The organism is Guptibacillus hwajinpoensis (assembly GCF_005144865.1).
Taxonomy (GTDB): domain Bacteria; phylum Bacillota; class Bacilli; order Bacillales; family Guptibacillaceae; genus Guptibacillus; species Guptibacillus hwajinpoensis_A.
Genome location: NZ_SWFM01000001.1, coordinates 1,393,428 through 1,406,061 on the forward strand (window position 1 = coordinate 1,393,428; position 12,634 = coordinate 1,406,061).

Genomic DNA, 12,634 nt, shown 5'->3' on the forward strand with positions numbered 1-12,634 from the left:
CGAACGATTACTTTATGCTTCCTTTGCAATGAATACATACTTCATAACATTCCTTATCTACTAACTTTTTAAGATAAAGGCTATCGTGTGTGCCTTCCCTTTCATCAACAGGTGTTGTATGGAATTCACATAAATCCCCAGCAAATGTTGTGCGATGAATAACACGTTTTGAATGATCAATTAAATATTTCATGATCTTCCTCCTTATTTTTTTCTCTATCTCTCCTTAAGCAAGAAGTATATGGAAATAAAAAAAAAGCCGAAGAAGACCTATAAGAGGTTTTCTTCGGCTTATAACTGGTTCTATCGCCCAGTGTATTTCCACCTTATATTAAATTGGTTTAATGATAATGGTAATATAGCTTTTATCAAGATTGAAATCCCAATCTACAAAAATATCCTGTACTTTAGTCGATAGGATTGATTCGAATTGATTTTCATGAAGCAATCCTTTTTCAAGACGCCTCTTCGTTAGTTTAAGCTCTTCTTCAAAGCCTCCACGAATAAGCTCTTTTTCGATTCGTACAAGTATACCATCACGAAGCACAACGAGCGTTCGTTCATTTAATAAACATGAATCCACGCTTTCAGGTGCTTTCTCTGCAAGCTTACTTACCCGTATGATTTCTTCGTGAACTCTACCTTTCCCATGGTACTCACAGAGTCCATTTTCTTCTTCATTCTGTCCATTTTTCATTACGCCAAGGATCATTCCTGAACGATTTTGTAATGACCAATCATGGTAGAACGACTCTATTTCAAGATTTCCCATTACACGAAGTGATGCTTTTATTTCTGGCAACAACCCCTGCATAAGGAGATCTCGGGTCTCTTCCACCCTCATATCTTCTTTTTGATCCACGAGTACACGCTCCATTGGCGCTAGAAAATCGCGGAAGTATATTGAAATATAAGGCTCCTTAATCGACACATAAACCGACGAAGGACCTTTCCCAAAATTATCTCTTAACAATTTACCAACATAACTCGCAATTTCTGCTTCTGTTGATTTAGGCTCCAATGTTGTTCACCCTTTATATTAAGACGGGAACTTTATATTCCCCATCCAGTAGTCATTATAGTAGTCTTTCCTTATTATTAAAAGGATAAAGCGTGAATTTCATATTTCAATTAGATGACAAGAAATGATTTACGATTCTCACAGTCTTGTTTACTTCTCTAAAAAAGTTTTCAACACTGACTCTATACCATCTGGATAGACTGTACTTACTCCAGACAGCACATCCTTGATCGGCAACCACTTTGCGACACCATCTATTCCTTCTATGAAATAATATTCTTCATTGTTATACAAGGAAGAGTCTGTGAATGAAACAGCATACAATTGAATAATCTCATGACCTAGCTCGTGATCGATTGTAAAAATATTTTCTATACACGTTATGTACGTATCAATTGTAATATCAAGCCCTAGTTCTTCCTTAAATTCTCTCACAACGGTTTCATGGGATCGTTCACCTACTTCAATCGTTCCACCAAGTGGTCGATAGTAATCGCCCATTCCCTTCGAATGAGGACCATGGTAAGCTTCCACAAGGATGTCATCTCCTCTTATTAGAAGTCCCAGTGCTTTCACCTTCACACCCAACTCACTACCTCCTCTTTTTTTGCTTCCCTTTTTTATTCAAAAATAACCATGCAACCCGCTGAATCACTACGATAAGAGCACCTAGAGACATAATCATTCCAGGACGTGCTGACCGATCTTCTTCTAAAAGAAAGATCAAGAGAATTGCAATAACGATAATTGATAAACTTATCGTAAATAGCACATTTTTCTTCATAGTGATGCCTCCTTCTATATGTGATTCTAAGATGGTCTTTCATTTTCGCGGATATATTTGAAATTTCGCGGATAAACTTGTTGTTTTAGCGGATATAACTTCAAAATCGCGGATATACTCAGAAATTCGCGGATAGAACAAATTAACATTAAAAACCAGAGGAGCTCTCCCCTGGCTTCATCTCATCTTTATTCGACGCTTCAGAAAGTACATTACCACTAATAACCAATTAGAAAACATCGTTATGCATTTCCAACTTCATCATCACATTGTCGAAAGAAATGTCGGCAATTAATTCCTTATTTATCAAACGGTGACGTATGTCCTGCAAAGCCTTTTTCTCTTTCTTTTTCATTAATGCCACGTTAAACTTCTTATGGAAAATCGTATATAGTTCAAAATCTCTTAACCTGAGAAAAAAAGGTATTGTCCTAAGCCATTCGTTCGATATCGTCGCCTCTTTTCGATAACCTTTCAAAAATGAATATAGAAAATCTGTGGCAAAAGCAGATCTTACCTGAAGTGATTCCTCCCCACACTTACCCCAAACAGCATAGTATATTGGAATTGCCAAATCACTAATATAATAGTGGTATATACTATCATCAAAATCAAAGAGATGAATTTCTTTACTATCATATAAAAAGTTACCCTGATGAACGTCAGAGTGAATAAGGCCAAATGTTTTACCCGTTTCATGAAAGGACTTAATTTCTTCAACAAGTCTATTCCCCGCAGTGATAATACTTTCGTCCTCACTACTTGTAAGATAGTGATCAAACCGCAGTAAATCTCCCTGATCCCATCTACTCCTCCCGTTTGGGGGATGGTAGTTCATCGAAATTCTGTGCATCTTTCCAACTTCTCTGCCCCATGCTTCGAACAATTCAGAACCAAAGTCGGGTTCATCGGTTTTCACTACGTATCCTGGTGCTTTGTTAAATAGACATGCATAGAAAGAACCCTTTTCTAATGGAATCGTCTCAATCCTTTGTTCCGACTCGGCGCGAGAGACATTGACACCCTGCCTGTGCAATTCATTAACCCAGTCTAGTTCGGCTTGTATTTCCTCCATCGAACGATGTGAGCTATGTGTTAGTCGTAGAATCCAAACTTGTTCACCCTGCTTTACTTCATAGACATAGTTTTCAAAATCACCTAGCATTTTTTTCTCATCCGCCTGTATACCAAACCGCTTGATTGCATCTTCAAGAATGGCCTCCGAGAATAAGGCCTCAATCCACGTTTCCAACTCAGCACCTCCCTAATTGTTGTAATAACTAGAAAGTTCGACTTTTCTCATCAATTTCCTTTTTAAAGAAAAAACGCCCCCATAGTCGAGGACGCTAATCGTTATTCTGTATCTTTCGTCACTAGCTTCAATGGAACAGGAATCGTTTCATTTACTTCATTTCCTTTTAGAACATCAACACCAGCTTGTACAGCAAGTGCTCCGATTTCTTCAGGCTGCTGAGCAACCGTTGCTGAAAGCTTTCCATCATAGATACTATTGATTGCATCTTCGTTACCGTCAAATCCTACTACCAGGACATCTTTGCCTGAGCTTTGAATTGCTTGTATTGCACCAAGCGCCATCTCATCATTATGAGCGAAAACCGCTTTGATATCAGGATTACCTTGAAGCAAGTTCTCCATCGTATTTAAACCCTCTGTTCGGTCAAAGTTTGCTGTTTGCATTGCTACAACATCAAGCTTTTCATCTGCGATATTATGGAACCCCTTACCGCGTTCGCGAGTTGCAGAAGCACCTGGCACACCTTCAAGTTCAGCTATCTTTGCACCTTCTCCAAGCTGATCGACTAGATACTTGGCAGCCATTTCTCCACCTTTTTCATTATCTGAGGAGACAAGCGTTGCAACTTCTCCTTTTTCAGCTGAACGGTCCAATGTAACAACTGGAATCCCTAAGCTATTGGCAGATTGAACAGCTGTAGAAATTGCTGCAGAATCAGTCGGGTTAATCAGTAATACATCAACCCCCTGCTGAATTAGATCTTCTACGTCGTTAATTTGCTTGGCTGCATCATTCTGTGCATCTACAACAACGACATCCATTCCATTTGCTTTCGCTTCTGCTTCTACCCCGTCTTTCATGGATACGAAGAATGGATTATTTAATGTAGAAACAGATAAACCAATTTTAATATCTTCTAGATTCGTATCTTGACTCGGCTTCGCCCACTCAGGAGGCTGAAGCGAACAAGCTCCTAGCATTAGCAGTGACAAACTGAGCAGTAATGGCAATATTTTTTTCATAGTAAACCTCCTAAGCTGCTTTTTTACGATCAATTAGTACGGCAATGATGATAACGACACCTTTCACAACCATCTGGAAGAAGGAAGATACGCCGAGTAAATTAAGACCGTTGTTTAATGTACCAATAATGAGTGCACCAATTAACGTACCAATAATTAATCCACGTCCACCTGAAAGACTTGTTCCACCCAGCACAACAGCTGCGATCGCATCAAGCTCATAGGATATACCAGCTGTTGGCTGTGCTGAATTTAAGCGTGACGTAAGGATTGCACCTGCGAGCGCTGATAACAACCCTGCTAGTGAATAGATCATTACTTTAATACGTGAGACTTTAATACCTGAAATAAGTGCTGCTTTCTCATTGCCACCGATCGCGTACGTTTTTCTACCGAATGGGGTTTTGTGCAAGATGACCCACAGAACACCGAATGATAAAAGCATTGTAATCGCTGGAACTGGAATACCAAGGAAATAACCACGACCGAAAAGCTGAAACGCGTAACTCTCACCAAGACCGGTAATTGGATTTCCATCTGTGTATACGAGAGTTAGTCCACGAAACATTGTCATTGTAGCGAGCGTTGCAATGAACGGCGCCATTTTACCTTTTGTAATCAATAATCCGTTTACCATTCCCATTAGTGCACCAAGGAGTGACCCAATTAGTATAGCTAATATCGGATCAATACCAGATACCATCATGCCAGCCATTAGCGCACTGGATAAGGCAAGAATCGATCCAACTGATAGATCGATCCCACCAGTTAAAATTACAAAAGTCATACCATATGCAATAAGGGCATTAATCGCCACCTGTCTAAGCAGGTTAAGTAGATTCAAGGGTTCTAAGAAACTAGGGTTTAAAATTGAAACGGTAATAACGAGAACCATTAATCCTAGTAGTGGTCCAAGTTTTTGCATAACATCCCCGACGTGATTTGTTTTCATTTTACTCATCTTCGTGACCTCCTGTTGCCAGTGTCATTATTTTCTCTTGCGTTGCTTCTTCTTTCGATACTTCACCCGTCAGCTTGCCTTCACGAAAAACAAGGATACGATCGCTCATTCCAAGAACTTCAGGAAGCTCAGATGACACCATTATGATCGCGACACCACGTTCTGTTAGCTCATTCATTAGCTGGTAAATTTCACGTTTTGCGCCTACATCGACGCCGCGCGTTGGTTCATCGAGAATCAAGACTTTAGGACCAATTCCAATCCATTTCGCAATCACTACCTTTTGCTGATTGCCTCCTGATAGGTTTTTGGCACTCGTTCTAGCAGATTCTGTTTTGATCGTCAGTCTCTTAATCAATAATTCTACGAAATCTTGCTCGCTTTTCTCATTGATTAGTCCTTTAGGAGCAAAACTATATAAACTCGGGAGCGCAATGTTGTCTTTTAACGAGAAATCTAGTACAAGTCCTTCTTCTTTACGGTCTTCCGTAATGAAACCGAGTCCCAGTGATACAGCTTGATGTGGACTTTTAATTGTCACTTGTTTTCCATTAAGGTGAATTTCCCCACCGTATCTTCCATCAAGTCCAAAAATGGTACGCATGATTTCTGTACGTCCAGCTCCCATTAAACCTGACACACCAACGATTTCTCCTGATCGCACCGAAAAGCTGACATCTTCGAAGGCACCTTTACGTGAAAGTCCCTTAACTTCAAGCATCGTATCACCAGGGTTTGGGGATCGTTCTGGAAAGCGGTCTGTTAATTCACGTCCTACCATTTTCCGAACCACTTCATCAAAGCTTGTATCTGGTATTGGTTTAGTATCAACGGTTTTACCATCTCGCATGACCGTAATGCTGTCACAGATTGTAAAAATCTCTTCCATTCTGTGAGAAATATAAACAATTGAAACGCCATGCTCTTTCAGTGATTGGATTACTTTAAAAAGCGTTTGAATCTCTCTCTCAGTTAGAGCTGCAGTTGGTTCATCCATAATAATCACTTTGGCATCTGTCATTAATGCTTTCGCGATTTCAATCATTTGTTGCTGTCCAACAGAGCATTTACCTGCTTCCTGGTGAAGAGGGATGGATATAGCAAGCTTTTTAAACTGCTCATTCGCAACCGCTTTCATTTTTCTTGTGTTGAGTAAACCAAAACGTGTAACCGGTTCCTTATTAATAAATAAGTTTTCAAGAACAGTTAAGTCAGGCCAGATATTCAGTTCCTGATGAATAAATGCCACACCATTATTCTCTGCCTGCTTTGGATTATCAAAAACCGTTTCCTTCCCATCAACTATGATTGTTCCACTGTCTTTTTTGTGTAGACCAGTAAGAATATTCATCAAAGTGGATTTGCCAGCTCCATTCTCACCCATAAGAGCGTGAACCTCTCCATTTTGAATTTCAATGTTAACCCCTTCAAGCACTTTATGACTTCCAAATGCTTTATGAATATTGGTCATGCTAATTTGCATGTTATTCACCTCTTTTAAAAGTTTACACCTGCGTGAAGAATGCAGTTTGCAAATGGGGTCGTCTCTCCTGTTCGAATGACGACCTTCGCTTCTTTTGTGCGTTCCTTAAACGCTTCATGTGTAAGATAGCTTGTATGAACGTTACCGAGACGATGCTTAAGTTCTTTATTTACCTCTACATTTGTTTCAACTTCTTCAGCAAGCGTGACTTGTTCAACGACCATTTCATTGAGAAGTTCAGTTACCACTTCAATGAATGATGGTGTGCCAGGCTTTAGCGCTAGATCTATTTTTGGGACACCATTTGGCACTGGAAGTCCTGCATCGGCTATCACAATTTGATCTGTATGACCGAGATCTGCAAGGACTTTTGCTATATGACTATTGAGCATACCTCTTCTTTTCATTCCGATAGCACCCTTTCTACCTCTTCACGCGTTGGCATACCACCTTGTGCCCCAAAACCGGTTACAGAAAGGGAAGCCGCACGATTTCCAAATGTTATGCTTTCCACAATTCCTTTCCCTTCGGCAATGGCTGTACCAAAAGCTGCATTAAACGTATCTCCTGCTCCTGTTGTATCAACAGCTTCTACTTTAAAAGATGGAACAAGTACTTCTTTCACACCATCAAAATAGCGAACTCCCGCAGCCCCTTCTGTAATAAATACTTTCTCAGGGAATGCCCTTAATGCATGGTTGATCGGTTGACCATGAAAAAGGACAGTTGCTTCATGCTCATTTGGGGTAATGTACGTAGCATTCTCTATAACCTTTTTTGAAATTTCACGAGCTGGTGCCGGATTTAATAGAAGTGGTACATTTATCTTCTTACATAGCTCTGCTACATACTCGACCGTTTCTTCAGGAATTTCCTGTTGAATCATGACAAGTTCACACTCTTTAATCAGTTCTAAAGCTTTATCAATATACGTTGGCGTTACATGATCATTTGCTCCTTTGACAACCACAATACTGTTGTCACCTTCGGCAAGAATAATATGAGCGGTTCCGCTCATATCTGTAACCGGTTCCACATAATCGGTATTTACATCGTTATCGGTGAAATTTGCTAGGATCGCTTTCCCATAATCATCATCACCTACACAGCCAATCATATAAACATCTGCTCCAAGGCGTGCTGCTGCAACAGCTTGATTTGCTCCTTTGCCTCCTGGAACGGTTTTAAATGATTCACCAAGTACGGTTTCACCTGCATTAGGACGTTTCTTGGAAGTGACCACAAGATCCATTGATGAACTACCGATAACTGCTACTTTTGCTTTACTCATCTTTATCAACCTTTCTTGTCGTATTTCGTTCAATTAATGAAACAGGAAGTTGAATCATTTGATCAATTTCTTGTTCTTTCTTAATCATTCGGATAAGAAGCTTCGCGGCTTCTTTCCCCATCTCATAAGCAGGCTGCCTGATTGTCGATAACGAAGGATAAGAAAGACTACTAAGTGGAATATCATCGAAACCTATAATCTGAAGCTCGTCTGGAATACTTTTACCGAGTCGAAGTGCTTCATGTAGAATAGCAATACCAACGATATCATTACTGGCAATGACTCCATCTGTTTCGGGATGTTTAGTGAAAAGCTCCTCTGCCCATGTTTTCGCCTCTTCAAATGCATAAGAAGTCGTTCCGAGTACTGAGAAATCAACAGCTGCTTTGCTTAGTTCTGCAAGCGCTCCTTGAAAACGGTCCTGAGCAGGCTGAACGTGTGCAGGGCCTTTAATAAGCGTGATTTTCGTTGAGCCCCTGTCTATTAGCGCCCTAGCAGCCAGCCTCCCACCTTCTCTTCCGTCTGCAAAAACAGAAGGATGATGCTTAGAGGTCCGATCTAAGAAAACGACAGGTAAATCAATATCTTCGTAGTTCTCACGATCCGTATTGTTCGTTGCGGAGATCATACCGACCACTTGATTTTGTACAAATGTTTGAATATAATCAAGCTCCTTGCTAGCTTCCTCATCACTATTACCGAGCAATAACCGGAAGCCTGCCTGATGCACTTCATCTTCTACACCTCGTGCAAGCTGAGGAAAGAATGGATTTGTAATATCAGGTAGCAATAAGCCAATGAGTCTGGACTCTCGCTTATAGAGGGAACGAGCTACTTCATTTGGACTGTAATTCAAGCGTTCAATAGTTTCCGTTACACGTTTTCTCGTTTCAACTCCAACGTACCCGTTATCATTCAAAACACGTGATACAGTAGCAACTGATACACCTGCTTCTTTTGCTACATCTCTTATAGTAGCCAATAGGTTCACTCCTCCCTCTTATGTAACCGGTTACACAAAGCCTACCATACACCAAAATAATTTTGCAATGTTTTATTACAATTTCGCCTGACAGGTTGGACAATAATAGAGTCTCCTCGATCCTGCTTTAACCTTCTCGATCTCAGTTCCATCAATGCGACAAGGTTGTGCTTCGCGATTAAAGACCCAATGTCTGTACTCACGCCGAGTTTGTCCTTCCTTCTTAAGCTTATTAGCAAGATCCAAATCATTCGTGATGCCATTATGTTCATAAGATTGTGTCACTAGAGTTACCGTTGCCTCAGCTGCCCTATCCAACTGTTCTTCTGAGCAATCGACCGGACGTAAATCTGGATGAATACCAGCTAAGAAAAGAATTTCGCTTCGCAAATAGTTGCCAATACCACCAATGAAAGACTGATCAAGTAAAAGTGAAGTCCATTTTTTTCTAGAAAATGCTTTTGATTGAAATCGTTCCTTCAATTGTTCTGCCGTCACTTCTTCACTTAGTAAATCAGGACCTACCTTAGCGATAAAAGGATGAAGCGGCACTTCTTCATCTCTTAACACTTCAATATCAGAGGCACTATAAAGAAGCGCAGACTTCTTCTCATTATGTAGAGCAAGACGAAGTTGTCGGTTGGTTTTCGGGTAATTATACACATTTCGAACATACCACTTACCGTAAAGCTGGTTATGAGAATAGATTGTATACCCATTGTCAAAGCGAATTAACATCGCTTTTCCTTTCGTATCAACCCTTATTACACTTGCTCCCTTTAGGATGGATTCATATCCTTTTAATTGATCAAATGCAAAATACACGTCTAACACGTTTCCTTTTTGTAACGCTTTTTCTACCTGGTCAGCTGCTCGTCTAATTTCTGGACCTTCTGGCATCGCTTATGACCTTCTTTCCATTTAGATGATAACTTCACTTTCCCTAATGACATTTAGGCTAAACGAACGAAGGGGGCTCTTTACAGAGCCCCCTTTTCTCATCACCTATAAAATTAGCCACCAATTGTTTTTCGAATACCAAGCACTTTTTCCAATTCTAATCTCTTCTGGTTTTCCACAAGAATGTAAAGAACATCGTTTACCTTGATTTTCGTATCACCTGATGGTGCAATCAGTTCATCTTTTCGAATTATGGCACTCACAAGAACTTTGTCAGGAAAAGAAATGTCCGACAGTTCTTCTCCAATAAGTTTTGAAGAAGATGTTATTGTGTACGGAATCATCTCTGCATTTACCGTCGTTGACGAAACAAGTTCGAGGGAATGAGATGGAATATGAACTTCTGGACCAGTAAGGCCAAGGCGTTTTGCTATATATGGAATAGTAGTACCTTGAAATAAAGCAGAAGTCATTACGATAAAGAATACTAAATTAAAGAAAAGCTGACTATTTTCAAGTCCCTCTAATAATGGAAAAGTTGCAAGCACAATCGGAACCGCTCCCCTAAGACCAGCCCATGATAGAAACGCCTTTTCTTTCATCGTAAACTTAAATGGAAGACTTGAAATCAAAACAGCGACTGGTCGAGCGATGAAAATCAGAATAAACGATAAGGCCAACCCTTTTAAGACAATCCATGTAGAAAATAATTCTGAAGGAAATACAAGAAGACCTAGCACGATGAACATTAAGATCTGCATCATCCAAGCAATTCCATCATGAAAACGAAAGATCGTCTGACCGTATGGAAGACTTTTCGTATTCCCAAGCACAAGTGCTGCAGCATAAACAGCAAGCAATCCGCTAGCATTAACAAGATCTGTCATGCTGTATGTGAACAGAGCGATACCAATTGAGAAAACAGGATATAAACCGTTTGAACCAAGGTCAATACTCTTCATTGCCCAGGACGCAGCGAAGCCAAAAAGCACCCCCAAGAGAAGTCCTGCACCCATTTGCCAAAAGAAGGATAGAAAGATTGACGCTCCGAAGGTTTCCTCTCCTACAGCCAGTTGAAGAAGAGAAAGCGTTAAAAACATCGCCATAGGATCATTTGATCCGGATTCTGCCTCAAGCGTCGATTGCAGTTTGCGCTTAATATTTTTACCTTTCATCACTGCAAACACGGCAGCAGCATCAGTGGAACCAACGATAGCTCCGACAAGAAGCGCTTCGTTCCATGTCACATCAAGAAACAGTTTCGCTGCTACGCCAAATAGTCCTGCCGTAATTAATACCCCTACAGTTGCTAGCGATAATGAAATAGGAAGAACAGCTTTCGTCCTGCGCCACTCCGTTTGTAAACCACCATCGAATAGAATAAGAACCAGTGCTAAGATACCAAGCGATTGAGTGAGCGAAGCATTATCGAAGTAAATAAACCCGAACCCATCACTGCCAAATAACATACCAACGATAATAAAAAGAACAAGTGCAGGAACCCCTAATCGTGAAGAGAATTTCGCCATCATCACGCCACCAATTAAAAATAATGCACTAAATAATATGACTGTATTTGTCTCCATTTATCTTGCCCCTTCTATAAATTCACATCAATCTTCAGTTTTGGGATATCTTCCGATTTTATTCCTATATATTTAAGCGTTTCATTACGAGTAGCATGGCCATAAATTTTCTGTATTAACGATACCGCAACTCCTTGTTGATACGCATGATATCCAAACGTTTTTCGCAAACTATGATAACTTATAGGTTGATCAAGTAGCGCTTCATTTGCAGCTCTAGACAATATTCGATGCACTTGCTGGCGAGTTATTGGACGTTCGATACTCTTTCTCGTATGAAATATAAAGAAGTTAGTAGAAGTAGATGTAGATGTATGACTTATGTAGAGTTTCAATGCGCGCTTAACGCTTGAGTTTAGGTAGATACCTGTCGTTCCTGTGATGGAGGAATCAAGATAATCTTTCACAAGTCCATCTTTCATTACATCAGCATAAGTAAGGCGTAATAGGGAAGCCAGACGCAGTCCTGTATTCAAACTGACTACCATGAGCAAGTAATCACGCTCTGACCTATTTAATAACGCTTTTTTTAATTTAGAAATGTTGGTCTTACTATGTATTGGCCCAACGTAATTCACAATTACACCTCCACTTTATGTGACTCAATTGTATCATAGCAACGAATATGTCACTAAGATTGTGGATCGGTCTTCTGAAATGACGCAATTCAAGAAAGGTTTTTCCGTCCCTTTCGTAGTATAATAATAAGTAACGAACGAAAATAGGAGGGGTCTTCATGAATCTAGCAGATTGGTTTGAACAGGGATTGTCCAAGCATCAATACGTCCATACAATGGATGAGCATCGAGAAGATTTATTAACCATTTACAATCACTTTCAACTCGAAGAATCCGATCTTGAATTTCTTCATTCTCTTCAATCAGAACGTATCCGTGCCTTAGTATTGACTGCTGATTGGTGCGGAGATGCTATGGTGAACCTTCCTATCTTTATGAGAATGGCTGATGAAGCAATGATCGAGAGTAAGTATTATAATCGTGATGATAACCTCGAGCTAATGAATCATTACCTTACAAACGGTACTTCTAAATCGATTCCAATCATTATTCTAATTGATCAAAATGGAACAGAAATTGGTAAGTGGGGACCAAGAGCTCCTCAAGTTCAGTCATACGTTGACAAAGCAAAACAGGAACTACCACCTAAAGGTGAACCAGAATTCAAAAAAGCTTTCCTTTCATTTATTAATAACACGACGGAACGATTTACGACAGACATCGACATGTGGACGCACATTAAGGAAGACATGATTACGATGATGAAACAATCAGTCTCAGTAACAAAATAAATAGTACTTGTTCAGCTCGGCATTTGCCGGGCTTTTTTTG

The 12,634-nt window shown here is 40.0% G+C and carries 15 protein-coding genes; 1 reads left to right on the forward strand and 14 read right to left on the reverse strand.

Translation table 11 applies throughout. From position 1 onward, the window contains the following. Window positions 1-7: 7 nt before the first annotated feature. The 14 genes from FBF83_RS06905 to FBF83_RS06970 form a co-directional block, all read right to left on the reverse strand. Window positions 8-193 carry a hypothetical protein gene (locus FBF83_RS06905; RefSeq protein ID WP_136946348.1) on the reverse strand — a complete coding sequence of 62 codons (186 nt, stop codon included), beginning with the start codon at window positions 191-193 and terminating at the stop codon, window positions 8-10. A 138-nt stretch (window positions 194-331) separates the two neighbouring features. After that, entirely contained in the window at window positions 332-1,021 is a 690-nt protein-coding gene (locus FBF83_RS06910; RefSeq protein ID WP_136946349.1) for a DUF2294 domain-containing protein, read from the reverse strand. 150 nt (window positions 1,022-1,171) lie between these two features. Beyond that, complete coding sequence (locus FBF83_RS06915; protein WP_240688023.1) at window positions 1,172-1,603, reverse strand: NUDIX hydrolase; 432 nt, start codon at window positions 1,601-1,603, stop codon at window positions 1,172-1,174. Window positions 1,604-1,613: 10 nt separating this feature from the next. Then, a complete protein-coding gene (locus tag FBF83_RS06920; protein ID WP_136946351.1) occupies window positions 1,614-1,805 on the reverse strand; it encodes a hypothetical protein in 192 nt (63 codons plus the stop codon). 229 nt (window positions 1,806-2,034) lie between these two features. Continuing rightward, a complete protein-coding gene (locus FBF83_RS06925; RefSeq protein WP_136946352.1) occupies window positions 2,035-3,057 on the reverse strand; it encodes a phosphotransferase enzyme family protein in 1,023 nt (340 codons plus the stop codon). A gap of 101 nt (window positions 3,058-3,158) precedes the next feature. After that, window positions 3,159-4,082 (reverse strand): ribose ABC transporter substrate-binding protein RbsB, encoded by a 924-nt coding sequence (gene rbsB, locus FBF83_RS06930; RefSeq protein ID WP_136946353.1) that lies wholly within the window; start codon window positions 4,080-4,082, stop codon window positions 3,159-3,161. A 10-nt stretch (window positions 4,083-4,092) separates the two neighbouring features. Then, on the reverse strand, window positions 4,093-5,043 hold the full coding sequence (rbsC, locus tag FBF83_RS06935) for a ribose ABC transporter permease RbsC (protein WP_136946354.1): 951 nt from the start codon (window positions 5,041-5,043) through the stop codon (window positions 4,093-4,095). Further along, window positions 5,036-6,526 carry a sugar ABC transporter ATP-binding protein gene (locus FBF83_RS06940; RefSeq protein ID WP_136946355.1) on the reverse strand — a complete coding sequence of 497 codons (1,491 nt, stop codon included), beginning with the start codon at window positions 6,524-6,526 and terminating at the stop codon, window positions 5,036-5,038. Before FBF83_RS06940 ends, rbsC begins: the two co-directional genes overlap by 8 nt. 14 nt (window positions 6,527-6,540) lie before the next feature. Further along, window positions 6,541-6,933, reverse strand: a complete 393-nt coding sequence (gene rbsD / locus FBF83_RS06945; RefSeq protein WP_136946356.1) for a D-ribose pyranase — start codon at window positions 6,931-6,933, stop codon at window positions 6,541-6,543. Further along, window positions 6,930-7,817 (reverse strand): ribokinase, encoded by an 888-nt coding sequence (rbsK, locus tag FBF83_RS06950; protein WP_136946357.1) that lies wholly within the window; start codon window positions 7,815-7,817, stop codon window positions 6,930-6,932. Before rbsK ends, rbsD begins: the two co-directional genes overlap by 4 nt. Next, complete coding sequence (locus tag FBF83_RS06955; protein WP_136946358.1) at window positions 7,810-8,799, reverse strand: LacI family DNA-binding transcriptional regulator; 990 nt, start codon at window positions 8,797-8,799, stop codon at window positions 7,810-7,812. The genes rbsK and FBF83_RS06955 overlap by 8 nt, the downstream gene beginning before the upstream one ends. Before the next feature lie 75 nt (window positions 8,800-8,874). Beyond that, window positions 8,875-9,699 carry an endonuclease VIII gene (gene nei, locus FBF83_RS06960; protein ID WP_136946359.1) on the reverse strand — a complete coding sequence of 275 codons (825 nt, stop codon included), beginning with the start codon at window positions 9,697-9,699 and terminating at the stop codon, window positions 8,875-8,877. 113 nt (window positions 9,700-9,812) lie between these two features. Next, the gene (locus FBF83_RS06965; RefSeq protein ID WP_136946360.1) at window positions 9,813-11,285 is read right to left on the reverse strand and encodes a potassium/proton antiporter; all 1,473 of its coding nucleotides are present in this window, start codon (window positions 11,283-11,285) and stop codon (window positions 9,813-9,815) included. A 14-nt stretch (window positions 11,286-11,299) separates the two neighbouring features. Then, window positions 11,300-11,863, reverse strand: a complete 564-nt coding sequence (locus FBF83_RS06970) for a tyrosine-type recombinase/integrase (protein ID WP_169525220.1) — start codon at window positions 11,861-11,863, stop codon at window positions 11,300-11,302. A gap of 158 nt (window positions 11,864-12,021) precedes the next feature. On the opposite strand from FBF83_RS06970, the gene FBF83_RS06975 reads away from it, so the two are divergent. Continuing rightward, complete coding sequence (locus tag FBF83_RS06975) at window positions 12,022-12,594, forward strand: thioredoxin family protein (protein WP_136946362.1); 573 nt, start codon at window positions 12,022-12,024, stop codon at window positions 12,592-12,594. Window positions 12,595-12,634 lie beyond the last annotated feature (40 nt).